Raw genomic sequence first — 26,232 nt, forward strand, 5'->3', positions numbered from 1 at the left:
CCTCTGGAAGGTTTTGACTTCTTTGTCGGACCTCTACTTTTGCCGGGCCTTTGGCCCGGCTTTTTTCTTTTTAAGGTCTAGAGCAGCGCATCGGTTCGGGCGGAAAACCGGCCTCCACCTTTCCTCACGATGCGCTGGTCGACGTCAGCTCCAGCGGACGTGAGACTGCTCCGCCTCCTCCTTGAGCGCACGGCGCAGGACCTTGCCTACGTTCGTCTTCGGCAACGTGTCGCGGAACTCGATCCGGCGGGGCACCTTGTAGCCGGTCAGAGCCTCGCGGCAGAACTGGCGCAGCTCATCGGCCGTGAGGTTCGGATCCTTGCGGACCACGTAGGCCACCACCGCCTCACCCGATTGCTCGTCCGGCAGGCCGATCACGGCCGATTCCATCACACCCGGATGATTGGCGAGCACATCCTCGACCTCGTTCGGATAGACGTTGAAGCCCGACACGAGGACCATATCCTTCATGCGGTCCACGATCTTGATCTGACCGTCGGGCAGGATGACCGCCACGTCTCCGGTGCGGAACCATCCGTCCGCCGTCATGACCTTCGCGGTCTCGTCCGGCCTCTGCCAGTAGCCCGCCATAACCTGCGGACCCTTCACGCACAATTCGCCGCGCTCCCCATCGGGAAGGACGTTGCCGTCGCCATCGCGGATGGTCACATCCGTTGACGGCAGGGGATATCCGATCGTGCCGGTGAAGTCCGCGATGTCGAGCCGGTTGGCGCACACGACCGGCGACGTCTCCGAGAGACCGTATCCTTCGACGATGGGTTGCCCGGTGATGTCCTTCCACTTCTTGGCCACGGCCTCCTGGGTGGCCATGCCGCCCGAGACGGCAAAGACCATCTGGGAGAAATCCACCTTCTCGATCCCCGGCGCATGCGCCAGGGCATTGTAGAGGGTGTTGAGGCCGGACATGAGCGTGATGCGGCTCTTCTGCAGCGTTTTGACGAAGCCCGGGATGTCGCGCGGGTTGGCGATCAGCAGCTGGCAGCCGCCGATCTTCGCCATCAGGAGCCCGCAGACCGTGAGGGCGAAGATGTGGTAGAGCGGCAGCGCGGTGACCATGAGATGATCCTCGCGCGTCCCGAAGAAGGGCAGCATCCAGGCTTCGCATTGCAGCACGTTGGCCACCACGTTGCGGTGGAGGAGCGTCGCCCCCTTCGGGACGCCGGTCGTGCCTCCCGTATACTGCAGGAAGGCCACGTCATCCGGCGAGACAGCGACCGGCTGCGGCTTTGTCCGCGCCCCCGCAGCGATCACGGCCTTGAAGGTCACCGCCTGCGGCAGGCTGAACGGCTTCACGGCCTTCTTCACGCGGCGCGACACGAGATTGATGATCGCGCCCTTCAGGCCGAGCAGATCGCCCGGCGTCACGACGACCACCCGATCCAGCTTGATCTGCGGCAGCGACTCCTCGACCGTCGTGCCGAAGTTTTCCAGCACGAACAGGAAGCGGGCACCGGAATCGTTGAGCTGGTAGGTCAGCTCGCGCTGGGTGTAGAGCGGGTTGACGTTCACCACCGTGCCGCCGGCCAGCAGGATCCCGAACAGGATGGCCGGGAAGGCCATGACGTTCGGCAGCATGATGGCGACCCGGTCGCCCTTCTTCAGCCCCTGACCTTGGAGCCAGGAGGCCACCGCGTCCGCGTCGCGCCCGATTGCGGCATAGGTCACGCGCTTGCCGAAGCTCTCGGCGGCCGGCCGGTTCGGGAACTTGGCGAGGGCATCGCGGAAGATGTCGTTGATCGTGCCGATCCTGGCCTCGTCGATCACGGGCGGAACGCTTGCGGGATAGGATTTGAGCCAGGGGCGGGCAGGAGAATGCTGAGCGCCTGCGGTGGCAGGCGCCGGGTTCGTGGCGTTCATTGTCGTCCTCCGCTTCGGGGCGAGGTTTGCTTCATGGGAGATGGCGTCTCCATCAAGCTTAACTTGGCGCGGAAGAGTCCTTTTGTCGATGGGAATAGTTTAGACCTGAACGATCTACAGAGATCGTTCAGGTCGAGAGAGCTCAATGGGCCTTCTGCAGCACCATGTCGGCGGGGCGTCCGCTGAGTTCGGCCATGTGGTCGAACCGGGTCGAGAAGGTCCCTACCCCGGCCGTCGCCGAGCGCAGCTCCACGATGAGGTCGCCGATCTCCGATTCCGGGATCGTCGCGCTCAGGACCTGCCACCCGGTCCATCCGGGCCGCTCGTCATAGCCGAGGATCTGCCCGCGCCGGCCGGTCACCAGGGCCGTGGCCTTGGACAGCGCCTCGGACGGGATCGTGATCTCCACCGACAGAACAGGCTCCAACAGCACGGGCTTGGCCTTCGGCAGAGCCTCCGCCAGGGCCAGTTTGGCGGCGGCCTGGAAGGCAGCATCGGAGGAATCCACCGTATGATACGAGCCGTCCGTCAGGCTCACCGCGAGATCCACCACGGGAAAGCCGAGGGGACCGCACTTGAGCGCGTCCCGCACCCCGGTCTCCACGGACGGGATGTACTGGCGCGGCACCACGCCGCCGGTGATCTGGTCCTGGAAGGCGAAGCCCTCGCCCCGGGGCAGCGGCTTGATTTCGATCATCACATCGCCGAACTGGCCATGGCCGCCGGTCTGCTTGCGATGGCGACCCCTTGCGGCTGCCGGCAGCTTGATCGTCTCGCAATAGGCTACCCTGGGCTTGGCGGTCTCGACGCCCACCTGGAAGCGCGAGGCGAGCTTTTCGACTGCCACCCGCAGGTGCATCTCCCCCTGGCCGTGAAGCCGGATCTCGCCCATTTCGGGTCGGGTTTCGATCACCAGCGACGGGTCCTCCTCGGTGATCTTGGCGAGCGCGCTCGAGAGGCGCACATCGTCCTTGCGGTCCTTGACCTTGAGGGCCACTGCGTAAACGGGCTCCGGCGGCGCAACGGACAGGATGGCCTCGGGCCTTGCCTTGCCGGTCGCAAAGCTGTCGCCCGTGGCGATACCCTCCAGCCGGCCGAAACCGACCGTATCGCCGGCCAGTGCCTCCGCCTTGCGTGTGGTGGTGGTGCCGATCATCGTCAGGAGGCTGCCGATCCGCGCCTCGCCGCCGCGGGAGCCCACCACCGTATCGCCCTCGTGGAAGGTGCCGCGCATCACGCGGGCGATGGAGAGCTTGCCGCCCTGGCCCTGGTGCAGGGTCTTCAGAGTCTGAGCCAGAGGCTGCCCTTCTTCGGAAAACCCGAGGCGTGCCCGGGTCTCGGCCAGGGTGGGCGCCTCGTGGCGCAGCGCCTTGAGGAGCCGGGTGATGCCGTTGCCGCGCTCGGCCGAGCCGATGAGCGCCGGCACCACGTGCCTCTCCCGCAGCTCCTTGGAAAGATCGTCGAAGATCTGGTCACGCGGCGGCTCGATCTCCGAGATCAGCTCCTCCATGAGCGCGTCGTCGTAGTCGGCCAGGCGCTCCAGCATGGCGAAGCGCGCCTCCTTCTCCCGCGGTAGCTCGCCCTCGGGCAGGTCCACCACTTCGCTCGGCGCGTGCTCGCGGTAGATGAAGGCGCGTTCAAGCGCCAGGTCGATGAAGCCGATGGCGATGCCGTCCTTCCAGAGCGGGATCTGGCGCAGGAGCAGCGGCGTGCGCGAGGCCTGCTGCAGCAGCGCAAGCGTGTCGCGGATGCGCTGGGTGGCCGCATCGATCTTGTTGATGAACAGGAAGCGTGGAATGTCGGCTTCCTCGAGCTCCCGCAGGATGACTTCGAGGGCCGGGACCTTACGCTCATCCGCCTCGCACACGACGATGGCCGCGTCGCAGACCGGCGTGATGTTGCGCATTTCGTGCAGGAATTCCGTGGAGCCGGGGCAATCGACGAAGGTCAGGTTCTCGCCCAGGAAATTCACCGTGGCCACATTGGGCTCGATGCTCATGGCATGGGCGCGGGCCTCGGCGCTCGCATCGCCCACGCTGTCCTTCGTTGCCACGCGGCCTGCCCGCGAGATGGTTCCGGTCCGCTCCAGGATGGCCTCAAGGAGTGTGGTCTTGCCGCTCTGAAACGGGCCGACGATCGCGATGCATCGTGGGCCCGCAGCTGGTCTGCCGTTGGGTGCCATAGGATTTCATCCTCCCTGCCCCCGCTGTTGGCGCGCTCTTGTTCAGGACGCGTTGAGGATGATGCTCTGCCTGTGATGCTGAGTTGGCAAGAGGTTTTGTGGGATGATCCTGGAGGCGAGAAGAGCCGATGCCCGTTGGCTCCATCGGGTCAGTGAGCCGGAGCAGCGTCCTGATGCTCACCCCTTCGCACCACGCGCATGGCCGTGATGGTCACGGGGCCTGCGCGCAGAAGGTTCATGGCCGAGACGATCATCTCGGCGAGGCGCTCAGGGTTGATGCTGTCGCCCTCGATGTCGAGCAGGAAGTCCTTCGCCTCCACATAGCCGCCGTTGGTGAAGTCGACGCGGGCGTCGAACTTCACGCGGTGCGTGGAGGCGGGATTGGCCCGGTAGGGCTGTGCCGCGGGATCCGGGTTGAATGTCCGCGGCAGGATCATCAGCGCAACGATCCGCAGAAGCGCTGGATGCGATTGCAGGCATCCTCAAGCGCCGCATTGGACGTGGCGTAGGAGATGCGGAAGTTCGGGCCCAGCCCGAAGGACGAGCCGTGCACGGCGGCGACGCCCTCGGCTTCCAGCAACTCGGACACGAAGTCCTCGTCCGTCTCCAGCACCTTGCCCGAGGGCGCGGTCTTGCCGATGGCCTCGGCGCAGGACGGATAGACGTAGAACGCGCCTTCCGGCATCGGGCACTTCAGACCCTTCGCCTGGTTGAGCATGGAGACCACGAGGTCGCGGCGCTCTTCGAAAGCCTTCTTGAATCGCGGCAGGTGATCCTGCGGCCCATCGAGCGCCTCGACGGCTGCCCATTGCGAGATCGCGCTCGTGCCCGATGTCTGCTGGCCCTGCACGAAATCCATGGCCTTGATGAGATGCTCAGGACCGCCCGCATAGCCGATGCGCCAGCCGGTCATGGCATAGGCCTTCGACACGCCGTTCATGGTGAGCGTGCGCTCGTAGAGATTGGGCTCCACCTGCGCGGGAGTCACGAACTCGAAATCGCCGTAGGTCAGGTGCTCGTACATGTCGTCGGTGAGCACCCACACATGCGGATGGCGCATCAGCACGTCGGTGATCGCCTTCATCTCGGCGCGCGAATACGCAGCACCCGTCGGGTTCGACGGCGAGTTGAGGATGATCCACTTCGTCTTCGGCGTGATGGCACGCTCGAGCGGCTCGGGCTGGAGCTTGAAATTGTGCTCCATGGTGCAATCCACGAACACGGGCTTGCCGCCGCACAGCACCACCATCTCAGGATAGGACACCCAGTAGGGTGCGGGAATGATGACCTCGTCGCCCGGGTTCAGGGTGGCGAGCAGTGCGTTGTAGATCACGTGCTTGCCGCCGGTGGACACGATGGTCTGCGAGGGCTTGTAGTCGAGGCCGTTCTCGCGCTTGAACTTGCGGGAGATCGCCTCGCGAAGCGGCACGATGCCGGACACGGGCGTGTACTTGGTCTCGCCCCGGCGGATGGCCGCGATGGCCGCTTCCTTGATGTTGTCGGGCGTGTCGAAATCCGGCTCGCCGACGGAGAGGCTGATCACGTCCCGCCCCTGGGCTTTCAGATCCCGCGCCTTCTGCGTGATGACGATGGTGGCAGACGGCTTGATGCGGGAAAGGGCGTCAGACAAAAAGCCCATGGGAATCCTCCGAGGGGGGCGTTAAAAAGGGACCGTGACGGCGGCGGACCGTAAAGCGGTCAAGCCGTCCAAGCAAGCAAAACAGCCAGGAAAAACAACCCTTCCCAGACGGGATTTCGAGGAGACGCCTTTTCCGATGACCCAATCCGTCACCCGCCGCCTTGCGCTCGGCCTTTTCGCCGGCGCCGCCCTCTTCGCCACCGCAGCCTCCGCGCAGGACTTCCCCACCCGCGTCGTCAAGATGGTGGTGCCCTATCCGGCCGGCGGACCCACCGACGTCATCGCCCGCATCGTCGCGGAGGAGATGGGCAAGGAGCTCGGCCAGAACGTGCTGGTGGAGAACCTCGCCGGCGCCTCGGGCGCGGTCGGCACCCGGTCGGTCGCCAAGGCGGAGCCCGACGGCTACACCATCGTGTTCGGCAACAACCAGACCCACGGGAACAACATGTTCCTGCTGAAGGAGCCGGGCTACGACGCCGTGAAGGACTTCGCGCCGCTCGCCGGCGCCGGCGCCTTCGAGCATGTGTTCGTGGTCAAGAACGACCTGCCCGTGAAGACGGTCCCCGAGCTGGTGGAACTCGCCAAGAAGGATCCGGGCAAGCTGAATTACGGCTCGACCGGCGTGGGCTCAGGCTCGCATCTGGCCACCGAGCTGTTCATGACCCGCACGGGCACCAAGATGACCCATGTGCCCTTCCGGGGCGCGGCTCCCCTGGTGACCGAGCTCATGGCCGGCCGCATCGACGTGTCGAACTCGACCCTGCCCAGCGTGCTCTCGCAGTTCCAGGCCGGGCAGATGCGCGCCATCGGCATCGCCAGCCCGCAGCGCAACCCGCAGGCGCCGGACGTGCCCACCCTGCGCGAGCAGGGCATCACCAACGCCGACGCGGAATCCTGGGCCGCCTTCTTCGCCCCGGTGAACACGCCCAAGCCCATCCTCGACAAGCTGTCGGGCACGATCATCGCGATCCTCAACAAGCCCGACGTGAAGGAGCGGATCACCAAGATCGGCTTCACCCTGAACGTGCGCGATCCGGAAGCCTTCAGGCCGTATCTCGAAAAGGAGATCCAGACCTGGGCCGAGATCATCAAGACCGCCGGCATCAAGGCTGAGTGAGGCTTTCACCGACGTCATCCCGGACGGCGAGAGCCGATCCGGGATCGCGAGCAGGATGAGGAATTATTATCGTCATACGATCCCGGGTTCTGCTCCGCAGCCCCGGGATGACAGCCGAAAGAGACCGGCATGCAACGCCACCAAGGCCGCCTGATCGACCACATCCACCTGCGCGTCTCCGACCTCGAAGCGAGCCGGCGCTTTTATCGCGCGGTCCTGCAGGCCATCGGGCGCGACTTCACATCCGAGAGCCCGGAGCATTTTGCCTGCGACGAATTGTGGGTCGACAAGGCAGTGGGCCCGGTCTCACGGGTCCATCTCGCGTTTCAGGCCAAGGACCGTGAAAGCGTTCATGCCTTTCACGCGGCTGCCCTCAGCGCTGGCGGGCGCGACAACGGCGGCCCCGGAGAGCGCTCCTATCACCCCGGCTACTACGCGGCCTTTGCCTTCGACCCCGACGGTCACAACATCGAAGCCGTCTTTCACGGCCCCACGGAACGCTCCGCCTAAGTCCGTCGTTGTGCGTCGGAGGGAGGCCTGATGGCTTGCCACAATGGTTAACAATTAGTTAACAAAGACTTAGCCAAGAGTCCGTAAGCAGCACTTTCGCCGCACCTTGGAACTTTCTTGAATCAAACAAGTTTTCCTCCTGTGATCGTCCTTCGGTTGCTAGGGGAAGAACCGATGAAAACCTTCCAAGCCAAAAACACCTGCCACGTGTCGTCCCGCGCCCAGCGTCTCGACCGGCGTCAGGAAAGCCGCTGCTCCCTCGCCCTGATCATGCTGATGGGCCTGGCGACGCTCTCCGTCATGGCAACTACACAGACGCTCTCCGCCCAGGACACGAAAACCATCCACGTCCATTCTCCGCGATAACGCGTGAGTGAACGACGGCACGGTTGACGCCCTGCTGCAAGAGTTTAGCTCTCCGGCATCGGATCGACGGAGAGATGTATGCTTAAGCTTCGTATTGCCCTGGCCTGCGTCCTGACCCTCGGCGCCCTCCCCCCCGCCCTGGCCCAGGACACCCAGCGCTTCCGCACCGATAAGGTGGAGGTGATCGTCGAGACGGTCGCCCGCGATCTCCAGAACCCATGGGGCCTCGCCTTCCTGCCCGACAACCGCATGCTCGTGACCGAGCGCGCCGGACGCCTGCGCATCGTCGAGGCCAACGGCTCTCTGTCGGAGCCGATCGAAGGCCTCCCGCGGATCGCCGTGCGCGGACAGGCCGGGCTTCTCGACGTGGCCCTCGACCCCAGCTTCGCCCAGAACCGGCTCGTTTACCTGAGCTTTGCCGAGGATCGCGGCGAGGGACGGGCCGGCACGAGCGTGGCGCGCGCCCGCCTCAGCGACAACGGACGAGCGCTGGAATCCCTGAACGTCATCTTCCGCCAGGAGCCCTCTCACACCGGCAACAATCACTGGGGCTCGCGCCTGGTGTTCGACCGGGATGGCAACCTCTTCGTGACGCTCGGAGACCGCTTCGACCTGCGCAATCAGGCTCAGAACCCGGCCAACCACATCGGCAAGATCGTCCATATCAAGCCTGACGGCTCCGCTGCCCCGGGCAACCCGTTCCTGAACCGCGAGGATGCGCGGCCGGAGATCTGGTCCATCGGTCACCGCAACCTGCAATCGGCGGCCCTCCACCCGACCACGGGTGAGCTTTGGACCGTCGAGCACGGCGCGCGCGGCGGCGACGAGGTGAACATTCCGCAGAAGGGCAAGAACTACGGCTGGCCCGTCATCTCCTACGGGGTCGACTACTCGGGCGCGAAGATCGGCGAGGGCACCAAGAAGACGGGCCTGGAGCAGCCGGTCTATTACTGGGACCCGTCCATCGCCCCGTCCGGCATGGCGTTCTACACGGGCGACAAGTTCCCGGCCTGGCGCGGCAGCGTTCTGGTCGGGGCGCTTGCCGGCAAGCTCGTCTCGCGGCTGGAGACCAACGGCAACCGGGTGACGGGCGAGGAGCGCATGCTGCAGCAGCTCGGCGAGCGCATCCGCGACGTGCGCCAGGGACCGGACGGTTTCGTCTACCTGCTGACGGATTCCCGCAACGGCCGCATCCTGCGCATGAAGCCAGCCACCTGAGGCCGGCGCTTGGGCCCCTAGCGCAGGGCCTTGGGAATAACGAGTTTCAGGCCAGACCATGTCTCGTCGACGGCGCAGACTTTCACGTCGACGAGGCCCTGCGCAAGCGCTGCGGCCCGGATCACGTCCTCCGTCACGTCGGTCGGGACCTTGGAGCTCTTCTTCGGCCAGGAGATCCAGATCATGCCATTGCGCATGATCCGGCCTCGCAGAAACTCGAGCGCGTGATCGAGCCCATTGCTCTGCACCGTGAACAGGTGAATCACGTCGAGCGGGGCCGGCAGGTCTTCGGTGAGTGAGGGCTTCACCGCCCGCTCCTCAAAGACGGCACTGTCCGCCAGCCATAGGAGGTTCTCGGGCAGCCCGATAAAGGCCGCCTTCTGCCCATCTTTCAGTCCGAGCTTCTTCGGAAGCGGCGTGCCGGAATATCCTGCGCTCATGCGGATCTCACCGCCCCTGGAAGATGAACGCAGCCCCTCCGGCGATCAGGCAGAAGCCGATCAGGTGGTTCCAGCCGAGCGGCTCCTTCAGGTAGAGCACCGAGAAGCCCGCAAAGACCACCAGGGTGATGACCTCCTGCATGGTCTTCAGCTCGGCGGCCGAATAGACGGCGGAACCGATCCGGTTGGCCGGTACGGCAAACCAGTATTCGACGAAGGCGATGCCCCAGCTGGCCATCACGGCGATCCACAGAGGCGAGGTCTTGAACTTCAGATGCCCATACCACGCGAAGGTCATGAACACGTTCGAGGCGATCAGCAGCAGGATGGGGGCGGTGTGCGGGCTCATCGGACTTTCGGGGAATGGCTAGGAGGGAGGCGGGCTCTGCCCTATGCTTCTCAGCTGGGCTGTCAAGCGGACGGTTGAGAACAGGCGGAACATGCGCAAGAAGGCTGTGGCAATCGGACTCGTGAGCGTTGGCCTCGGCTATGGCTTGTGGCGCGGCTGGGAAACGGGATTGGAGCGGACGTGGCAGGGCCTGTTCGGCTCGCCCGACCTGGGGCCCGTGGAGTTCGCCACCCTCAAGCGCCGCTCCACGCCCAACGATGCCCTGATCTGCTCAGCCGACATCTGCCCTCAGGCACAGCCCGATGCGGAGTCCCCGGTCTTTCCCGTCCCCAAGGATCGCCTCCGCGGCATCGTCTCCGACGTCGTCCTGGCAGAGCCCGGCACGCGTCTTCTCGACAGAGGCCAGGAGCAGGACCGCTACCTCGTGCGCACGCGGCTGATGCGCTATCCCGATACCGTGGTCGTGCAGGTGTTCGACCGGGGCCAGGATGCATCGACCCTCGCTCTTTATTCGCGCAGCCAGATCGGCCGCTCGGATTTCGGCGTCAACAGGCGGCGGATCGAGCGCTGGGTTGCCCGCATCGGCGCGCTGGCCGCACGGCAGCAATCCTAACGATTATACAAACGCTGCAACACCTGAGAGCCGCCGGCGATCTGCGGATTGGATGGGTCGAAGCCCTCCCGCCTCTCCCGCTGCGTGACGAGGCCGCGCGCCGTCTCGAAAGCCGCATCCAGGCGCGGCTCACGCCTGAGGGCCTTGTTGAAGAAGGCATCGCCGAAATAGGTCCAGGTCGCCCCGTCCTGGCAGCCGAAGGACGGCTTGTCGGCCGCAGCGGCCGTGATGACGAGGGTGCGCTCATCGGCGAGCGCTTTGGCGAAAACGCCCGAGTAGCAGGCCGAGACGATCACCACCCGGTGCTGCGCCCTGGTTCTCTCGAGCAAGCCCCTCACGTCGCCCGGCGTGACGAGACGGGTATCGCGTCCGGCCACGAGGCCGATGCCCTCCGGGGCCCCGTGGGAGGTCAGGACGAGCACCACGATGTCCTCGGCGGGATCGAGCGTCCGGCCCGCGGCCTCGGCGGCGGCCAGCAGGGTCTGCGGCGTCGCGCCGGCCCGGCGCTTGGTGTTGAAGCGGACGATGGAGCGCCCTTTCGCGCCGAGCTGCTGCTCGAGAATGCGGGCCGCGCCCTTGGCCTCGCTCTCGAACACGCTCTGCGGCCCCCAGAGACCGAAGGACAGGACATAGACGTCGGTCTGCCCTGGACGCTGCGGGGCCAGCTGGAGGGGATCGGCCCGGCGGGCACTCTGCCCCGGGGAGTCGTGTACGGGAACGGCGGCAAGGAGCAGCCCTGCCAGCCACAAAGCAAGAAATCGGCGCATGTCGTTTCCCCAGCCTCGTCCACCTTACGCGCAGAGCGCGTTCAACGCCAACACGGGCCTAGACCGAGCGGAGGCTGGGCTGAGGGATTCGGGGCCGTGCGAACCTGGGCTGAACCGAATGCCGTCTTCCGGGTTTCCCTGTCAGCCAGTGAACAGGACATCGTCCCAAGAGGGCTTCTCAAGAGGAATTCTATGGATATCGCGCTCGACAAGGTTTGCGAACTCATTCTCCGGGCCAGGGCCATCGACGTCAAAGAGGGCATCACCGATCCGGCCTCGGGCTCGAATCCCACCGACGACGGCAGCATCGACGCGCTGACCGCCTCGCCGGACGACGCGACCGAGGACGAGGTGCGCGACGTGATCGCCGGCCTCAACGACGACGAGCGCGCCGACCTGATCGCCCTGGTCTATATCGGCCGCGGCGACATGGAGCCCGAGGAATGGGGCGCCGCCGTGCGCCTTGCCCGGGAGCGCGACGAGGCAAGCTCCGCTTCGACCGCCGACTGGCTCATCGGCATCCCGAACCTCGCGGACCTGCTCGACGAAGGCCTCAACGCTATGGGCCGCAGCTGCGCCTGAGCGAGCGGGCGCGCCAACGATCGCTGGCGCGCCGCTGCCGGACTACATGGCTTTCGGCATCGCCGCGATGTCGCGCACGGTCCCGTCCACGCCCGCAATCGTCCCGACTTCCGATGTCTTGCCGGTCGCCAGGTCGACCTTGTAGAGCGACTTGCCGCTCATGAGCCAGCCTTCGTTGGTGGCATCGCTGGACACGATGTCGAAGGCCGCGGTGCCGGCTTCCATGCCCAGCATGCCGACCGAGTTCAGAACGCCGTCGTTGGGCGGCACCTGCCTGACAAGCACGCCGCTCGCCTCGATGTCGTAGAGCACCGTCTCCTTCGCGCCCTTCATGGAATTGGTGTAGGCGCCGGCCACAACTTTCGGCATCTTGCCCTTGTGCATGTCGGCGTCGGCAAACTTCAGCTGGCCGTCCTTGGTGACCTTGCCGTCATCCACATTGGCGCGCAGGTTCATGCCGTCCGAGCCGATGATCCGCAGCCGGTCCGCCACCGGGTTGAAATCGACCGTCGCCATGGTGCCGGGCGCGAGCATGGTGTCGAGCTTGGACTTCATGGAGGCCTTGCCCGTGGCCGGATCGATCGTCACCACGGTGCCATCCGCCACAACGCCATAGAGCATGCCGTCGGCTGGGCGCACATCGATGCCGACAAGCGCGCCGGAGAGGCCCGAGACCTTCATCGAACGCTCGACCTTCTTGCCCGCCACATCCACGATGGCGATCATGTCGTCTCCCACAAGCGCCGCCACGCTCTGCGCGTGAGCCGCGCCTGCCACGAGTGACGACCCGATGAGAGCCGCGGCCAAGGGTGTGAACTTCATGATAATCCTCCGGCTGAAACCGCCGGTCCTGAGCGACCGACATTGCGCATACCCGCCGGGATCCTCTATGGATGCAGGGGACGTGAATATTTCTCGGACCGCCTGCATCCAACGGCAGGGTCCGGGTGTATCTTAGCCAAGTGGAAACGGAGTTCTCGCGTGAAGGCTGCGCTGGGGGAGATGGCCTCCCCGGCCTTGGACCTGAACCACGCCCTCGGCCAATGCGCCCTGGGCGATCGTCTGGCCTTGCGCGCGATCTATGACAACGAGGCGCCGCGGATGCTGGGAGTCGCCATGCGCCTCCTGCGGCGACGGGCCTTGGCCGAGGAAGCCGTGCACGACACCTTTCTCCAGGTCTGGCGCAAGGCGGACAGCTTCGATCCGGCCCGGGGCGATGCCCGCTCCTGGCTCTATGCGATCCTGCGCAACCGGGCGCTCAACATCCTGCGCGGTGAGACCCGCACCGATCTGGTCGAGGATTTCGAGCCCATGGGGCTCGCGAGCGACGAGGAGAATGCCGAAACCGTCATGATGCGCCTGTCCGATACGGGAAGCCTCAAGCGCTGCCTGGAGCGTCTGGAGCCCTCGCGCCGCCAGGCCATCACGCTCGCCTATATCCACGGCCTCAGCCACGGCGAGCTCGCCGGCCGCCTCGGCGTGCCGCTCGGCACGATCAAGTCCTGGATCCGCCGGTCCCTGATCTCGCTGCGGGAGTGCATGGCATGACCCGCGACGATCAGGATCGCCTCGCCGCCGAGCATGTCCTCGGGCTCCTCGAGGGCGAGGAGCGCGGACTGGCCGAGCGTCTCATGACGTCCGACGCAGCCTTCCAGGCTCTCGTCCAGCAATGGCGCACCCGCTTCACGGAATGGGACAACACGGCTGCCGACGTCGCCCCGAGCGATGCCCTGTGGCGGCGGATCGAGTCCGGCCTCGAACCTCAACCTGCTGTAGCTGCCGCAAGGCCTGCGGCACCCGTGCGACGGGCGACGTCGCCAGGCCTGCTGCAGGGCCTCTGGAACAGCCTCGTGTTCTGGCGCGGCTTCGGCATGGCCGGCGCGCTGGCCGGGCTCCTGCTCGCCTTGGGCGTGGGCTACTTTGCCGACAAAGCCACCCGCCAGCCCACCCTCGTGGCGGTTCTCATGAGCGAGACCAACCAGCCGGGCGCCGTGCTGCGCACCTTCGCGGACGGGCGCCTCGAGCTCACGCCGCTCGGCGACATGGAGATTCCGCACAATCACTCCATTCAGGTCTGGACCTTCCCGGATCCGAACGGGGCGCCGGTCTCCGTGGGCGTCGTGCAAACGGCCAGGACGGTGCTGCTCGACCCGAGAAACCTGCCCCAGCCGCACTCGAATCAACTGTTCGCGATCTCGGTCGAGCCGCTCACCGGCTCTCCCACGGGCCTGCCCACGGGACCTGTGGTGATGAAGGGCACGGCGTCCACGGCACTGTGACGGCGCCCTATTTGTGACACGGATCGCGCCAATACTTTCGGATAATCCTGAAGGAGGATGCCATGGCTCCGCGCCACCCGCCCGAGAGTTCAGATGACGATGAGCAGATCAAGCATCTGCAGGCCCTCCACAAAGCTCTTCAAGAGAGCACGGCCGTCGATAAGCTGCCCGTTGCTGAGATCAAGCAGGATGCACCGCACCTCGCGACGGCAGAAGAGGTCGAGATCGACCGCATGGAGGCCTACCTGAGGGGTCCGACGGCGTTCACCGCCTGACCCACAACTTTTCTCTCTTCACGAAAACGCGACCCCGCATCCAATCGCATCCATGCGGGGTATCCGCCCTGAAGGTTGAGCCTTCGGTCTCCGGCAACAGGCCGGGATCCTTAATCCAACCAATTCAGGGACCAGATCCATGAACATTCGCATTGCCTGCATGACGGCCGCCATCGCACTTGCGGCTCCCGCTCTCACGCTGTCCGTGACGGCGCAGGAGCAGACCAAGACGGTCGGCGGCGCCCCGATGTATGCGTCGAAGAACATCGTCGAGAATGCCGTCAACTCGAAGGATCACACGACCCTCGTGGCTGCCGTGAAGGCTGCGGGCCTCGTCGAGACCCTGCAGGGCAAGGGTCCGTTCACGGTGTTCGCACCGACCAACGCCGCCTTCACCAAGCTGCCCGCCGGCACGGTCGACACCCTGCTGAAGCCCGAGAACAAGTCCCAGCTCACCGGCGTGCTCACCTATCACGTGGTGGCCGGCAAGATGACCGCGCAGGATCTCGCAGCAAAGGTGAAGGAAGGCGGCGGCAAGGCCATGCTGAAGACCGTGCAGGGCGAGATGCTCACCGTCACGCCGTCCGGCAACACGCTCACCATTACCGACAAGAAGGGCGGCAAGTCCACCGTCAGCATTGCCGACGTGATGCAATCGAACGGCGTCATCCACGTGGTCGACACCGTTCTGCTGCCGGGCTGATCCCTCCACATCCCGGCACGGGCGGAGCGAAAGCTCCGCCCGGTTTCCCCAGTGGTCACACACTTCAGCAGCCCTTCGGGGCTGCTTCTTTTTGCAGCCTTGCGACAAACGAAAAAGGCCGCTCAACGAGCGGCCTTTCGCACCCAGCAAGGGTTTTTGGATTTACAGCTTTCCGAGCTTGAGGAACTGCGTCTCGCCGGAAGAATCGTCCACGCCGTCGTTGTCGGTGACGATGTAGGCATCGCCCGCGGCATCGATGGCGAAGCCTTCCACCTTGTCGAGCACATAGCCCTTCGCGGCCTTCATGTCGGGAAGGAGATCGCGCACCAGCGTCTTCTGCACGAGCGGTACTTCGCCGCCGAGCGCCCGGGGCTTCATGTCGGCCATGGAGACCGCATAGAGCTTCTTCACCTTCGCCTTCTCGGCGATCTGGTTGTCGCGCTCGATGATGATGACGCGATCGCCCGCAGCGGTGATTTCGGAAAGGCCGATCCACCCTGCTTCCGCGGTGTCGAGCGGATAGCGCACGGCGCTCCAGCTCTTGTCCGCAGGCTTGTATGCGAGGAGCTTCACGGCGTTCTTGCCGTCGTCGGCCCATTCGCGCTGCACCGCGAGCCACACGGTCTCGTCGGCCCCGGAACCGGTGACGGTCACGCCCTCGAAGCCGTAGTTCTTCGCGCCCTTCTCGAGCTCCGCCGGCACGGCGATCTCCTCCTGGATCGCACCCATGGCATCGACCTTGATGAGACGGTTGGTGAGGCCCTTCTCCGGATTGCCCTCGGAAGCGAGCCAGAAGCCGTCGCCCGCTACAGCAATGCCTTCGAGATCGAGCTTCTCGGCCGCAGCGCCGTTGCGCGTGACGAGCGCTTCACCCGTGATCGTCGCGGGCTTCTTCGTGGCATCGATGGTCAGAATGCGCGGCGCTCCGCTATAGACGCTATCCGTCACCGCGTAGAGCTTGCCGGCCTGCGACTTGTCGGCCGCCAAGCCCGAGAGCGCGCCCCAGGCGATCGGCAGGCCGTCGGCGTTCTTCGCCGAGCGGATCGTCGGATAGGCCGGGGCGGCGCGCTCGGCGCGCTGATAGATCATCACGTGGGGAGCAACACCGCCGTCTCCGTGCAGATCGGTCTCGCTCGTGGCGACGAACAGATTGCGTCCGGGGATCGCGAGCAGCCCCTCCGGGCCGATGCCCGTGGGCAGAACCTGCACCAGTTCGGGCGCAGCACCCGTGTCGCGATACACGCCCACCACCGAGGCGCGCTCGGCACCGACGAAGATCAAGGTGTCGTTTCCGAAGCGGCCGGTCTCGACGCCTTCGATCTCAACGCCCTTCTTGTTGCGCTTGTCCGGATAGTGACCGAGCGCCACGATCTCGTGCTCCAGGCTCGCGCCGGATTCATACGCCACGCTGCCATCCCGGTTGAAGATGGTGAAGCCGCGCGATCCGCCCTTCCAGTCGCCCTCATTGGCGGTGACGAAGCGGTTCGCATCGATCCAGTGCACGGCATCCGGCTCGCGGGCGACCTTCTCCATCGTGCCCGTGAGCTCGATCCTGCCATCCCGTTTGGTGTCGATGGCTTTGAGGTCCACGGTTCCAGCGGAGAAATGCGCTTCGACCCTACCGGTCTTTCCATCGACCACGGCGATGTGGTTGTTCTCCTGGAAGGTCACGACCACTTTGCCCTCGTCGGACACGTCGACATATTCCGGCTCAGGGTCGTCGCCCGCCACCGTCGCCAGTCCCGTCAGACTCACCGTCTTGAGGGCTCCGCAATCGACCTGATCGCCATTGAGCGAGCCGACCACCAGCGAGCCCGCAGGCAGCTGCGGAAGCGCGCCATCGTTCAGCTTCTCGTCGCGCTCGTTCTCGATGGCGATGGCGATGACGCCCGCATGGGCCGCAACCGAGTCCGGCTGGCCCGGCAGGGTGCACTCCGCGGCGATCGTCCGGTCGGCGAGGTTGATCGTCACGAGCTTGCCGGTCGGATTGGTGAGGCTCTCGGACGTGTTGACCGCCACATGAACCTTCTGGCCCACGACCTTCACGGAGGTGGGTTCGCCGCTCAGGGCCAGCGATCCGCCGGCCTTCGGCTGGGCCGGATCGGTGATTTCGATGAAGCCGAGCGCCTTGCGCGGGCTGTCGGTGTAGATCAGCAGCTTGCCGTCTTCGCTCGCCGTGATGATCTCGGCCACGGTCGCGGCCTTCTGGTCTCCATCCTTCGGAAGGTTCGCCGTGATGGGGAAGCTGGCGATGCGGTCGAAATACTCGGCCGCGGAGGCGCTGAGCGCGGTGCCGGAGAGGAGCGCGGCGGCAAGCGAGCCGACGATGAAGGAGCGATGCATGGAATCCCCGCAGAACGGTCAAGGTTAGCCGGGTCCTCATGCGCCCGTCGTATGACAGGTGAATGACGTCGGGCGCCTCCGCCCAGGCGCGGTTTGCACCCAATCCGGTCCCAAGACGTTGTCGAAACTGGAGCGGCCGTGTAGCAGCTTACAACAGTCACGCTTGAACGTTTTCGACAGGAGCCCTCATGAGCATCGGCCTGATCGCGTTGCTGGACGACATCGCGGGCCTCGCGAAAGTCGCCGCCGCCTCGCTCGACGATGTGGGATTGCAGGCCGCCAAGGCGGGCGCGAAGGCCGCCGGCGTGGTGATCGACGATGCCGCCGTGACGCCGCGCTACGTGGTGGGCTTCGCGGCCGCCCGCGAACTGCCCATCGTCGGCAGGATTGCCCTTGGGTCGCTCAAGAACAAGCTCCTCTATCTGCTGCCCGCGGCCCTGCTGCTCAGCCTCTTCGCCCCCTGGGCCATCACGCCTCTGCTCATGATCGGCGGCGCCTACCTCTGCTACGAAGGCTCGGAGAAGGTGTTCGAGGCGCTGTTTCCCCACAAGGCGCACGAGCACGAGGCCGCCGTCAGCGAAGCCACCCAGACGGCGCAGAGCCTCGAAAACGAGAAGGTGGGCGGCGCGATCAAGACCGACTTCATCCTCTCGGCCGAGATCATGGCCATTACCCTGGCCAGCATCCCGGTGGGGTCGATCTGGATGCAGGCCGTGGTGCTGGCCGTCGTCGGCATCGGCATCACGATCGCGGTCTACGGCACCGTGGCGTTGATCGTGAAGGCCGACGATGCCGGCGTGGCCATGGCGGCCAGCAACCGACCCGTCTCCCGCCTCCTGGGACGGGCCAGGTCGGGTGTATCTCCCTCCGGCGCAGACCGGACCCTGGCCCCGCTGACCAAAGCCTTCGGCCGGGGATTGGTGAAGGGCATGCCGGTTCTGCTCAAGCTTCTCGCCATCGTGGGCACCGCCGCCATGGTGTGGGTCGGCGGCGGCATCATCGTCCATGGGCTGGAGGGCTACGGCTTCGCCGGACTGGGCCACGCCATTCACGATGCGGCGGTTGCGGCCGCCCATGCGGTGCCGGCGCTCGGCGGCTTCGTGGAGTGGCTCGTCTCAGCCGCTGGCTCCGGCCTCTTCGGACTGGTTCTCGGGGCTGTGCTGATTCCCTTCATCCATTTCATCGCCGTGCCGCTGATCAAGGCCCTGCGGGGCGGCAGCCGGAAGGCCGAGAAGCACACCGCCTAAGCCAATGGCAGGTCGCGGGTCATCGCCCGCTGACGGTCGATCAACTCGCCTTGCGGTAATAGCGATGACGGGAATCTGCTTTATCGGCTCTTTCCCGCCAAGCATCTGCGAGCTCACAGTTGTGCGGCGTACCTAACCCCTCGCGATGGATGCGCGCAAGCGCGAGCATCGCATCAGTGTTGCCCTTGTCCGCAGCCTTCTCGAACCAGCGGCGCGTCTCGACGTAATCGACCGGGCCCTCATGCCCCAGGAGCAGGAGACGGCCGATGATCACCATAGCGTCTTCATGTCCCTGCCGGGCCGCGAGGACGTACCAGTATCGCGCTCCCTGCCCGCTGATGCGCTTACCGCCGAGCGCCTTTTCGGCGAGTGCCATAGCCGAGGGCAAATCGCCAGCTTCAGCAGCTTTGGTCTTCCATTCGAGAGCAAGCTTCGGATCGGGCTCGACACCCCAACCCTGTTCGTAGACTTTTGCAAGAGCTGCCATCGAGGGTGCATGGCGTTGCGCAGCGGCTTTACTCCACCACTCAAAGGCCAGCTTGTCGCTGCTTTCCATTCCCTGCCCGTTCCTGGCCATCCAGCCGAGGCCATGCATCGCCGGCAGGCTGTTTCGCTCGGCGGCAAGAGTGAAATACTGACGCGCCTTATCGAAGTCACGAGGAAGGCCGTAGGCATACAAGTAGAGATAGCCAATGTTGAAGGCTGCCTGCGCATTGCCTTGATCGGATGCCTTGCGATACCACGATACCGCCGCCGCATCGTCGCGAAAGCCGCCTATTCCTTCCTTGCTGAAGAATCCGAGGGCATTCATTGCATAATCGTCACCAGCCTGCGCAGCCTTCTCATACCAGGAGCGGGCTGCTCCCAGATCGACGGGAACGCCCTCGCCATGTTCATAGAGCTGTGCGAGGTGACGCATGCCCCGTGCATTTCCGGCCTGCGCAGCCTTCTCGAACCAGAGCTTGGCCTGCGCAGCGTCCTTCGGTCCACCCTCTCCATCTCTCATCATAAGGCCTACTGAGAACATTCCCACAGGATGGTTGTCGTTCGCCACCTGAAGGTAGATCTCACGTGCTTTCTTCCAATCTTTCGGGCCGCCTGTTCCGGAATAATAATCGCCAGCAAGCCAGAGCTTTCCTTCCGCCGAACCGCCATCAGCCGCCTTCTGATACCACCGGCGCGCTGCCGCTTCGTCCTTTGGCACCCCCAATCCCTTGCGGTAGAGATTTCCGACAGAGACCATTGCCCCGGTGATTTTTTTCGCGGCAGCGATCTGATAATGCCCGTGCGCCTGTCGCGGATCGGCGGAGACTCCTTTTCCCTCCTCGAGAAGAAGCGCCATGCGGAAATGCGCGGAAGGATTCCCCTTGTCCGCAGCCCTGCGGTAGAAGTCCATGGCCCTCGCATGATCGGCTCCCTGTGCGCCCGCCCCGACCTCGTATAGATAACCGAGATAGACCAGGACGGAGTCGTCCTTTGGCTCCGGGATGCGCTCGTACCAGGCAAGAGCCGCGCCGCGATCACGTGAGACGCCGACGCCCTCCATGAAAGCGAAGGCAAGCTCCTTCATGGCGACCACATCGCCACCCAGCGCGGCAAGCTCGAAGTATCGAGTGGCTCGAACGGGATCAGCCTTTGTGTGATAACCGTTCCTTAGCATATAGGCGTAGCGGAGGTAGGCGATTGCCTTTCCACTCGCCGCACCTTTTTCATAGAGCCTTGCGGCGCGTTCCGGATCCTTCGGACCGCCGCGCCCCTGATCCAGCATCATGGCCAGATCGGACATGGCGAGCGTGTTGCCCTTTGCAGCAGATCGCTCCAGCCATACGCGTGCCTGCTTCGCGCTCATCGGCACATTGTCCCCGGACAGATAGACCTGCGCGAGGTTGTACATGGCGTAGTCCGAGCCGCCACCCGCCGCCCGGCGCCAGAGCTGAATCGCCTGCCGGACGTCTTTAGCCACACCCTTGCCTTGATGAAGATGCAACGCGATCTCGCTCAAGGCTTGGACCTCGCCGAGCGCTTCACTCTCCCTGAAATAGGCAAGCGCCTTTACATCATCATGAGGGACGCCCCATCCATCGCGATGGACCCATCCCAGTTCCAGAAGCGCTTGCCCGCTCCCTCTCCTCGCGGCCAGTTCTAACCAGGACCGATAGAGCCACGCATCGAAGCTCTGCTGCTTCGGCCTCCACTCACGGGCGATCTCGATCATAGCCCGGGCAGACCCCGCTTTGGCGGCCTCGACCTGCACAAGACGGCCTGCTGCCTGAGCAAGGTTTGCCGTCAGTTTGGACCAACCGTCCGAACCTGTGCCCGACGGCTTGACTTCCGGTTCATGCGCAAACCTGTCCTGCAGATCCATCAGCAGCAGAGTGGCTTCGGCACGCTTGTTTCCTGCCTTCGTCGCGCGGGTGAGATAGTCTCGTGCCACGGTGCGAACATCAGGCGTGTTGGAGGTTTGCAGCAGAATCTGTGCGTAAGCGGTCATGCCCGCTGAAATCCCATCGTCCGCCGCCTGAATCAGGAGAATGCGGGCCTTCTCGCGATGCTGCGGCCCCCCAACTCCGTCCCAGAGCATCTGTCCGAGATGGGCTCTTGCATGTTTGTCACCATGAGCCGCAGCCTTTTCATACCAGTGGCTCGCACCGGCATCGTCCTGAGGCCCGCCTTCGCCGCCGCGCATCATGCCCGCAAGCTGATACATGGCCGTGGCATCGCCCTTCTCGGCGGCCTTGAGGAACCATGCGCGTGCCCCGTATCTGTCGACCGGGCCGCCCTCTCCCCTGTACATGGAGAAAGCGAGGTTCCTCATGGCCGTGCGATTGCCGCCCACCGCAGCCAGCCCATAGAGCGCGCGGGCTCGGCGAGCGTCCTGCGGACCTCCCTGCCCCTTGTCTATCATGTAGGCGAGGTTGTTCGTTGCGCTCGCGTGCCCCTTGTCCGAAGCGCGCTCGTAAAGCCTTCGCGCCGTCTCGAAGTCGCGGTCGATGTTCTCGGCCAGCCAAGCCCGCCCATACATGCCGGCCGCCGATCCCATCGCAACGGCCTGATCGTACCACTTGAAGGCTTCCGGAAGGATCTGATCCTTCCCCCTGGCGCTCAGGAGATCGCCCAACCTGACCATGGCAGAGACATCGCCTTGCATCGCGGCACTCCGATAGTATTCAAGCGCCTTCCTCATATCCACCCGCACGCCGTTGCCGCGCTCGTAGAGGAGGCCAAGCCGGTATAGAGCGTTGCGGTCGAAAAGAGCGGCAGCGCGCTCGAAATGCTGCCGCGCCAAGGCAAAGTCCTGCGATCCGCCGCTGTCGTCGAGAGCGATGATGCCGAGCCCTCGCCATGCCGGAGCGTGTCCCTTCCTGGCCGCTTGTTCGAAATGCTCCTTCGCTTTCTGGACATCCTTCGCGCCATCCTGGCCGTTCAGATAAATGAAGCCCAGACTGACCAGGGCGGGCGCACTGCCGGCCCGTGCCGCATCTTCAAAAAACTCCTTTGCCAGGGCCGGGTTCTTCGGAGCGCCATCGCCAGCCGCATATTGCGAGGCGAACCCCAACAGGCCTACCACCGGCATGATCTTGGCTGCCCTCAGGTAGAGTTGGCGCGCCTCCTCGTGACTGGGTGCGGAGACATCGCCGAGATCGAGCATGAAGCCCAGGTTCAGCATGCCTGTCGGATCGCCGGCATTGGCGGCGCGCTCATAGAATCCTTTGGCGGCAATACGGTCTCGCGTGCCTGCGATGCCATGGGATGCCATTCACCCAAGCGTCGTCAGGCTATAGGCGTGGCCCCCATCCGCCGCCTTTAGGAGATTTTCCTTCGCGATAACATGCTCGCCGAGGTGAAGATTAGCGCGTCCGAGCGCATGCCGCAGACGCGGCATGTCGGGGCGGATCTCGACAGCTGCCTCGCAAATGATCTTGACGAGGGGGGCATCCAGAAGGCCTTCATAGACAGGATCGATGCCTGGCGGAACCGAGAGATCCCCAGGCATGGCAGCCAGCCTGTCACAGGCCGTCACCACCGGCTCCAGCCGGGAGGCCTCCTGTCCGGAAGCCGGGGCTCCCGCCAGCAGCGCGCCCCACAACAACAGATAACCCCCGACACGCATCCCCCAGCCCTTTGCCCTTTTCCGCTCAACCGCAGCTCCGATAAAAGCGTAAGGCGAGACAAAATTCAAAATGCCGCTAGGGAACGATGCAGGTTGTATCCGCGATGGGAGGAGCTTGGCGGGGCTGTCCTGCGTCACCCTCATGACGTCGGGAAGAGATCCCGAACCCTTTCAATTCTCGATCTTTCGTACCATATTCGTTCTATGGCCAAATCACCCAAGAAGCCCAAGCTTTCCACCGGGAAAGCCTCCAAGCCTGAGCTGAAGCCCCTGGCCCCTCACCTGGCCGATCTCCTCAATCCCGCGGTCAACCGGGAGCGCGAGGCGGCGGAGGGGTTTGCCGAGCGCGCGCAGGAAACCTTCATCCACGGGGACATCACCGACGTGGATCCGGCGCTGGCGAAGAAGCTTGGCCTGAAAGGTCCCGACGACGGGCCGGACGTGGCTGAGGAGCTGGGCGATCTCTCCTCCGGGTCCGGCTATTCCGCCACGGTCGATGCGCTCTCGCGGCTGCTCACCGAGGGCGATCCGCGCTTCAAGAACGGCACGCTCTGGGTGCCGCACCGCCCGCCCCGGCCCGAGAAGTCGGAAGGCGGCATTCCGTTCAAGATCAAGTCGGACTTCCAGCCTGCCGGCGACCAGCCCAACGCCATCCGCGAGCTGGTGGACGGCGTGCGCCGGCAGGAGCGCGACCAGGTTCTGCTCGGCGTCACCGGTTCCGGCAAGACCTTCACCATGGCCAAGGTGATCGAGGAGACGCAGCGCCCCGCCCTCATCCTCGCACCGAACAAGACGCTGGCCGCGCAGCTCTACGGCGAGTTCAAGTCGTTCTTCCCCGACAACGCGGTGGAGTATTTCGTCTCGTATTACGATTACTACCAGCCCGAGGCCTACGTGCCGCGCTCGGACACCTTCATCGAGAAGGAATCGTCCATCAACGAGCAGATCGACCGCATGCGCCACTCGGCGACCCGCGCGCTGCTCGAGCGCGACGACGTGATCATCGTGGCCTCCGTGTCGTGCATCTACGGTATCGGCTCGGTCGAGACCTATACGGCCATGACCTTCTCCGTGAAGGTGGGCGAGAAGATCGAGCAGCGCCAGCTCATCGCGGATCTCGTGGCCCTGCAGTACAAGCGCATTCAGAGCGACTTCGCCCGCGGCACATTTCGCGTGCGCGGCGATGTGATCGAGCTGTTTCCGGCCCACTTGGAGGACCGCGCCTGGCGCATCGGCCTGTTCGGCGACGAGATCGAGAGCATCGTCGAGTTCGATCCGCTGACAGGCAAGAAGACCAACGACCTGCAGTTCGTGAAGGTCTACGCCAACTCGCACTACGTGACGCCGCGTCCCACGTTGCAGCAGGCCGTGAAGGGCATTCAGGACGAGCTGCAGCACCGGTTGCAGGAGCTCGCCCGCATGGGCCGCCTGCTGGAGGCGCAGCGCCTGGAGCAGCGCACGCAGTTCGACCTCGAGATGATCGAGGCCACGGGCGTGTGCAACGGCATCGAGAACTATTCGCGCTATCTCACCGGCCGCAAGCCCGGCGAGCCGCCGCCGACCCTGTTCGAATACCTGCCCGACAACGCGCTGGTCTTCACCGACGAGAGCCACGTGACGGTGCCGCAGATCGGCGGCATGTATCGCGGCGACTTCCGGCGCAAGGCGACGCTCGCCGAATACGGCTTCCGCCTGCCGTCGTGCCTCGACAACCGCCCGCTTCGCTTCGAGGAATGGGACGCCATGCGCCCGCAATCGGTGCACGTGTCGGCCACCCCCGCCAAGTGGGAGATGGAGCAGACCGGCGGCGTGTTCGTCGAGCAGGTCATCCGCCCCACCGGCCTCGTCGACCCGGTGGTGGAAATCCGCCCGGCGCGCTCGCAGGTCGATGACCTCGTGCACGAGGTGAAGGAGTTGGCCGCCAACGGCTACCGCACGCTGGTGACCACGCTCACCAAGCGCATGGCCGAGGACCTGACCGAATACATGCACGAGAACGGCATCCGCGTGCGCTACATGCACTCGGACATCGACACGCTGGAGCGCATCGAGATCATCCGCGACCTGCGCCTCGGCGCTTTCGACGTGCTCATCGGCATCAACCTCCTGCGCGAGGGCCTCGACATTCCCGAATGCGCGCTGGTGGCCATTCTCGATGCGGACAAGGAGGGCTTCCTGCGCTCCGAAACGTCGCTGGTGCAGACCATCGGTCGCGCGGCGCGTAACGTCGAGGGCAAGGCGATCCTCTACGCGGACAAGATCACCGGCTCCATGGAGCGCGCGATCGCCGAGACCAACCGCCGCCGCGAGAAGCAGCTCGCCTACAACGCCGAGCACGGCATCACGCCGCAGAGCGTGAAGAAGAACATCGCGGACATCCTGGAGAGCGTCTACGAGCGCGACCACGTGTCGGTCGATACGGGGATGGCCGACCGCACGGTGGGGCACAACCTCAAGGCCGTCATCGCCGACATGGAAAAGCGCATGCGCGAGGCCGCGGCGAATCTGGAGTTCGAGGAAGCGGCTCGCCTGCGCGACGAGCTCAAGCGCCTGCAGGCCACCGAGCTTGCCATCAGTGACGACCCGATGGCGCGGCAAAGCGACGTGGAGAAGGAAGCGGGCCGGTATGGCGGCGCGCGCAAATACGGCCGCAGCGCCAACCTGCCGCCGAAGGGCCTGGCGCCCTCAGGGGAAGGCGCCAGCGCGGGCGACGAGGATTCGGACTCCTACGGCCCCCTCGGCAAGGGCCGCTCGGACGAGGGCACCCGGGTGCGCAAGCCCGGCCTCGACGAGATGGGCCCCGGCACGGACCGCGAGGTCCCGCTGAATTTCCGCGAGCGCCCCGCCGGGCGTTCGACGCAAGGGTTTGCGGGGCAGAAGCCGAAATACAAAGGCGGACGGAAGGGGCGGTAAGCCGCCCCTTGCTTGTGATTCAAACCTTACAGTCGATCTTGATGCTCAAGGAACGGGCAGCGGCGACGCGCTCCATCTCTTCTCGGCTCAGCTCGACCAGCGTGAAGGTCGGATCCTTCATCAGGCTCGACGGATTGGGCTGAAAGTTCTGCGTATCCTCGATCTCGACCGACGCGGTGCCGGAGACCTGGACCTGGTCCTCATTCATCATGGCCGTTCTCCCTCGACAGGCTCGTGCCGGGCCCGATCTGTGACATATTGTTACATATGTACATCCGGATCAACAAACCTGCCGTTGAATCGTCAAGGGCAGCACCGGGGCACCTCCAAGCACCCTGGCCTACCCCGGCACCCGGTCGAGAATCCCCATGACCACCGAGCCGATGCTGGCGATGAGGATGGCCGCGGTGGCGGCGGCTTTGGGGATGAGCAGGCCGGCGCGTCGGGCATCCGTGTACCAGCCGCCGACGATCGTGCGCCATTGCCAGTAGGGCGAGAAGGTCCAGGCTTGCGGATAGGGCCGCCGCTCGCGCCGGCAGATGTCCCACACGATCCGGTCGTTCACGCGATAGAACGCGAGCGACGCCGCTCCGAACAGCACGAACCAGACCAGACCCCTGACCATCCCGACGCTCCGGCTCTCGCCCGATGCATCATGGTGGATGAAGCCCGTGCCATCTTTGTGGCGGCTTCCGTCAGC

The 26,232-nt window shown here is 64.9% G+C and carries 25 protein-coding genes; 12 read left to right on the forward strand and 13 right to left on the reverse strand.

Features of this window, described 5'->3' with window-relative positions; genetic code table 11:
• Positions 1-144 precede the first annotated feature (144 nt).
• The 4 genes from MA07_RS13005 to MA07_RS13020 all read right to left on the reverse strand — a co-directional run bounded on the left by MA07_RS13005 (position 145) and on the right by MA07_RS13020 (position 5,699).
• Entirely contained in the window at positions 145-1,878 is a 1,734-nt protein-coding gene (locus tag MA07_RS13005) for an AMP-binding protein (RefSeq protein ID WP_036351147.1), read from the reverse strand.
• Between the two features lie 142 nt (positions 1,879-2,020).
• Positions 2,021-4,060, reverse strand: a complete 2,040-nt coding sequence (locus MA07_RS13010) for an elongation factor G (RefSeq protein ID WP_036351149.1) — start codon at positions 4,058-4,060, stop codon at positions 2,021-2,023.
• Between the two features lie 149 nt (positions 4,061-4,209).
• Positions 4,210-4,497, reverse strand: a complete 288-nt coding sequence (locus tag MA07_RS13015) for a hypothetical protein (protein ID WP_052003129.1) — start codon at positions 4,495-4,497, stop codon at positions 4,210-4,212.
• Positions 4,497-5,699 (reverse strand): pyridoxal phosphate-dependent aminotransferase, encoded by a 1,203-nt coding sequence (locus tag MA07_RS13020; protein WP_036351150.1) that lies wholly within the window; start codon positions 5,697-5,699, stop codon positions 4,497-4,499. The genes MA07_RS13015 and MA07_RS13020 overlap by 1 nt, the downstream gene beginning before the upstream one ends.
• Before the next feature lie 136 nt (positions 5,700-5,835).
• On the opposite strand from MA07_RS13020, the gene MA07_RS13025 reads away from it, so the two are divergent.
• The 4 genes from MA07_RS13025 (at position 5,836) to MA07_RS13040 (ending at position 8,910) form a co-directional block, all read left to right on the forward strand.
• Positions 5,836-6,816 carry a tripartite tricarboxylate transporter substrate binding protein gene (locus MA07_RS13025; protein ID WP_036351152.1) on the forward strand — a complete coding sequence of 327 codons (981 nt, stop codon included), beginning with the start codon at positions 5,836-5,838 and terminating at the stop codon, positions 6,814-6,816.
• A gap of 129 nt (positions 6,817-6,945) precedes the next feature.
• The gene (locus MA07_RS13030; protein WP_036351154.1) at positions 6,946-7,326 is read left to right on the forward strand and encodes a VOC family protein; all 381 of its coding nucleotides are present in this window, start codon (positions 6,946-6,948) and stop codon (positions 7,324-7,326) included.
• A 174-nt stretch (positions 7,327-7,500) separates the two neighbouring features.
• Complete coding sequence (locus tag MA07_RS13035) at positions 7,501-7,692, forward strand: hypothetical protein (RefSeq protein ID WP_036351156.1); 192 nt, start codon at positions 7,501-7,503, stop codon at positions 7,690-7,692.
• A 78-nt stretch (positions 7,693-7,770) separates the two neighbouring features.
• The gene (locus MA07_RS13040) at positions 7,771-8,910 is read left to right on the forward strand and encodes a PQQ-dependent sugar dehydrogenase (RefSeq protein ID WP_036351158.1); all 1,140 of its coding nucleotides are present in this window, start codon (positions 7,771-7,773) and stop codon (positions 8,908-8,910) included.
• A 17-nt stretch (positions 8,911-8,927) separates the two neighbouring features.
• On the opposite strand, the gene MA07_RS13045 is transcribed toward MA07_RS13040, so the two are convergent.
• Positions 8,928-9,350, reverse strand: coding sequence for a DUF3052 family protein (locus tag MA07_RS13045; RefSeq protein WP_036351160.1), 423 nt, complete (start codon positions 9,348-9,350; stop codon positions 8,928-8,930).
• 7 nt (positions 9,351-9,357) lie between these two features.
• Complete coding sequence (locus MA07_RS13050) at positions 9,358-9,699, reverse strand: DMT family protein (RefSeq protein WP_036351162.1); 342 nt, start codon at positions 9,697-9,699, stop codon at positions 9,358-9,360.
• Positions 9,700-9,790: 91 nt separating this feature from the next.
• On the opposite strand from MA07_RS13050, the gene MA07_RS13055 reads away from it, so the two are divergent.
• A complete protein-coding gene (locus MA07_RS13055) occupies positions 9,791-10,312 on the forward strand; it encodes a DUF1499 domain-containing protein (RefSeq protein WP_036351392.1) in 522 nt (173 codons plus the stop codon).
• Here the strand turns inward: MA07_RS13055 and MA07_RS13060 are convergent.
• Complete coding sequence (locus tag MA07_RS13060; protein ID WP_052003131.1) at positions 10,309-11,079, reverse strand: C13 family peptidase; 771 nt, start codon at positions 11,077-11,079, stop codon at positions 10,309-10,311. The genes MA07_RS13055 and MA07_RS13060 overlap by 4 nt on opposite strands.
• A gap of 192 nt (positions 11,080-11,271) precedes the next feature.
• On the opposite strand from MA07_RS13060, the gene MA07_RS13065 reads away from it, so the two are divergent.
• The gene (locus MA07_RS13065) at positions 11,272-11,661 is read left to right on the forward strand and encodes a DUF3775 domain-containing protein (RefSeq protein WP_036351163.1); all 390 of its coding nucleotides are present in this window, start codon (positions 11,272-11,274) and stop codon (positions 11,659-11,661) included.
• 42 nt (positions 11,662-11,703) lie between these two features.
• Here MA07_RS13065 and MA07_RS13070 read toward each other — a convergent pair whose 3' ends face one another.
• Entirely contained in the window at positions 11,704-12,483 is a 780-nt protein-coding gene (locus MA07_RS13070) for a DUF4394 domain-containing protein (protein ID WP_036351164.1), read from the reverse strand.
• Positions 12,484-12,642: 159 nt separating this feature from the next.
• Here MA07_RS13070 and MA07_RS13075 point away from each other — a divergent pair, with 159 nt between their 5' ends.
• The 4 genes from MA07_RS13075 to MA07_RS13090 all read left to right on the forward strand — a co-directional run bounded on the left by MA07_RS13075 (position 12,643) and on the right by MA07_RS13090 (position 14,918).
• On the forward strand, positions 12,643-13,209 hold the full coding sequence (locus MA07_RS13075) for a sigma-70 family RNA polymerase sigma factor (protein WP_348270405.1): 567 nt from the start codon (positions 12,643-12,645) through the stop codon (positions 13,207-13,209).
• Positions 13,206-13,940 carry an anti-sigma factor gene (locus tag MA07_RS13080; protein WP_036351165.1) on the forward strand — a complete coding sequence of 245 codons (735 nt, stop codon included), beginning with the start codon at positions 13,206-13,208 and terminating at the stop codon, positions 13,938-13,940. The genes MA07_RS13075 and MA07_RS13080 overlap by 4 nt, the downstream gene beginning before the upstream one ends.
• Positions 13,941-14,002: 62 nt before the next feature.
• Entirely contained in the window at positions 14,003-14,215 is a 213-nt protein-coding gene (locus MA07_RS13085) for a hypothetical protein (protein WP_036351166.1), read from the forward strand.
• Positions 14,216-14,354: 139 nt separating this feature from the next.
• A complete protein-coding gene (locus MA07_RS13090; protein ID WP_036351167.1) occupies positions 14,355-14,918 on the forward strand; it encodes a fasciclin domain-containing protein in 564 nt (187 codons plus the stop codon).
• A gap of 162 nt (positions 14,919-15,080) precedes the next feature.
• Here MA07_RS13090 and MA07_RS13095 read toward each other — a convergent pair whose 3' ends face one another.
• Positions 15,081-17,261, reverse strand: coding sequence for an esterase-like activity of phytase family protein (locus MA07_RS13095; RefSeq protein WP_036351168.1), 2,181 nt, complete (start codon positions 17,259-17,261; stop codon positions 15,081-15,083).
• Positions 17,262-17,449: 188 nt separating this feature from the next.
• Here MA07_RS13095 and MA07_RS13100 point away from each other — a divergent pair, with 188 nt between their 5' ends.
• The gene (locus tag MA07_RS13100; protein WP_036351169.1) at positions 17,450-18,508 is read left to right on the forward strand and encodes a DUF808 domain-containing protein; all 1,059 of its coding nucleotides are present in this window, start codon (positions 17,450-17,452) and stop codon (positions 18,506-18,508) included.
• 40 nt (positions 18,509-18,548) lie between these two features.
• Here MA07_RS13100 and MA07_RS13105 read toward each other — a convergent pair whose 3' ends face one another.
• Together MA07_RS13105 and MA07_RS13110 are read right to left on the reverse strand one after the other, a co-directional pair.
• Complete coding sequence (locus MA07_RS13105) at positions 18,549-22,265, reverse strand: tetratricopeptide repeat protein (RefSeq protein ID WP_036351171.1); 3,717 nt, start codon at positions 22,263-22,265, stop codon at positions 18,549-18,551.
• On the reverse strand, positions 22,266-22,619 hold the full coding sequence (locus tag MA07_RS13110) for a hypothetical protein (protein ID WP_036351173.1): 354 nt from the start codon (positions 22,617-22,619) through the stop codon (positions 22,266-22,268).
• A gap of 204 nt (positions 22,620-22,823) precedes the next feature.
• On the opposite strand from MA07_RS13110, the gene uvrB reads away from it, so the two are divergent.
• Positions 22,824-25,532, forward strand: a complete 2,709-nt coding sequence (gene uvrB / locus MA07_RS13115) for an excinuclease ABC subunit UvrB (RefSeq protein WP_052003132.1) — start codon at positions 22,824-22,826, stop codon at positions 25,530-25,532.
• Positions 25,533-25,551: 19 nt separating this feature from the next.
• Here uvrB and MA07_RS13120 read toward each other — a convergent pair whose 3' ends face one another.
• The gene (locus tag MA07_RS13120; RefSeq protein WP_036351175.1) at positions 25,552-25,743 is read right to left on the reverse strand and encodes a hypothetical protein; all 192 of its coding nucleotides are present in this window, start codon (positions 25,741-25,743) and stop codon (positions 25,552-25,554) included.
• A 129-nt stretch (positions 25,744-25,872) separates the two neighbouring features.
• Positions 25,873-26,157, reverse strand: a complete 285-nt coding sequence (locus MA07_RS13125) for a hypothetical protein (protein WP_152568849.1) — start codon at positions 26,155-26,157, stop codon at positions 25,873-25,875.
• Positions 26,158-26,232: the final 75 nt, after the last annotated feature.

This window comes from Microvirga sp. BSC39 (assembly GCF_000739015.1).
Classification (GTDB): Bacteria; Pseudomonadota; Alphaproteobacteria; order Rhizobiales; family Beijerinckiaceae; genus Microvirga.

Coding starts and splice junctions, on each gene's coding strand:
- MA07_RS13020 (WP_036351150.1), bottom strand. CDS start 5,699: ATGGGCTTTTTGTCTGACGCCCTTTCCCGCATCAAGCCGTCTGCCACC.
- MA07_RS13005 (WP_036351147.1), bottom strand. CDS start 1,878: ATGAACGCCACGAACCCGGCGCCTGCCACCGCAGGCGCTCAGCATTCT.
- MA07_RS13010 (WP_036351149.1), bottom strand. CDS start 4,060: ATGGCACCCAACGGCAGACCAGCTGCGGGCCCACGATGCATCGCGATC.
- MA07_RS13060 (WP_052003131.1), bottom strand. CDS start 11,079: ATGCGCCGATTTCTTGCTTTGTGGCTGGCAGGGCTGCTCCTTGCCGCC.
- MA07_RS13055 (WP_036351392.1), top strand. CDS start 9,791: ATGCGCAAGAAGGCTGTGGCAATCGGACTCGTGAGCGTTGGCCTCGGC.
- MA07_RS13080 (WP_036351165.1), top strand. CDS start 13,206: ATGACCCGCGACGATCAGGATCGCCTCGCCGCCGAGCATGTCCTCGGG.
- MA07_RS13015 (WP_052003129.1), bottom strand. CDS start 4,497: ATGATCCTGCCGCGGACATTCAACCCGGATCCCGCGGCACAGCCCTAC.
- MA07_RS13105 (WP_036351171.1), bottom strand. CDS start 22,265: ATGGCATCCCATGGCATCGCAGGCACGCGAGACCGTATTGCCGCCAAA.
- MA07_RS13095 (WP_036351168.1), bottom strand. CDS start 17,261: ATGCATCGCTCCTTCATCGTCGGCTCGCTTGCCGCCGCGCTCCTCTCC.
- MA07_RS13120 (WP_036351175.1), bottom strand. CDS start 25,743: ATGATGAATGAGGACCAGGTCCAGGTCTCCGGCACCGCGTCGGTCGAG.
- MA07_RS13085 (WP_036351166.1), top strand. CDS start 14,003: ATGGCTCCGCGCCACCCGCCCGAGAGTTCAGATGACGATGAGCAGATC.
- MA07_RS13030 (WP_036351154.1), top strand. CDS start 6,946: ATGCAACGCCACCAAGGCCGCCTGATCGACCACATCCACCTGCGCGTC.
- MA07_RS13125 (WP_152568849.1), bottom strand. CDS start 26,157: ATGGTCAGGGGTCTGGTCTGGTTCGTGCTGTTCGGAGCGGCGTCGCTC.
- MA07_RS13040 (WP_036351158.1), top strand. CDS start 7,771: ATGCTTAAGCTTCGTATTGCCCTGGCCTGCGTCCTGACCCTCGGCGCC.
- MA07_RS13065 (WP_036351163.1), top strand. CDS start 11,272: ATGGATATCGCGCTCGACAAGGTTTGCGAACTCATTCTCCGGGCCAGG.
- MA07_RS13070 (WP_036351164.1), bottom strand. CDS start 12,483: ATGAAGTTCACACCCTTGGCCGCGGCTCTCATCGGGTCGTCACTCGTG.
- MA07_RS13050 (WP_036351162.1), bottom strand. CDS start 9,699: ATGAGCCCGCACACCGCCCCCATCCTGCTGCTGATCGCCTCGAACGTG.
- MA07_RS13045 (WP_036351160.1), bottom strand. CDS start 9,350: ATGAGCGCAGGATATTCCGGCACGCCGCTTCCGAAGAAGCTCGGACTG.
- uvrB (WP_052003132.1), top strand. CDS start 22,824: ATGGCCAAATCACCCAAGAAGCCCAAGCTTTCCACCGGGAAAGCCTCC.
- MA07_RS13110 (WP_036351173.1), bottom strand. CDS start 22,619: ATGCGTGTCGGGGGTTATCTGTTGTTGTGGGGCGCGCTGCTGGCGGGA.
- MA07_RS13035 (WP_036351156.1), top strand. CDS start 7,501: ATGAAAACCTTCCAAGCCAAAAACACCTGCCACGTGTCGTCCCGCGCC.
- MA07_RS13025 (WP_036351152.1), top strand. CDS start 5,836: ATGACCCAATCCGTCACCCGCCGCCTTGCGCTCGGCCTTTTCGCCGGC.
- MA07_RS13100 (WP_036351169.1), top strand. CDS start 17,450: ATGAGCATCGGCCTGATCGCGTTGCTGGACGACATCGCGGGCCTCGCG.
- MA07_RS13090 (WP_036351167.1), top strand. CDS start 14,355: ATGAACATTCGCATTGCCTGCATGACGGCCGCCATCGCACTTGCGGCT.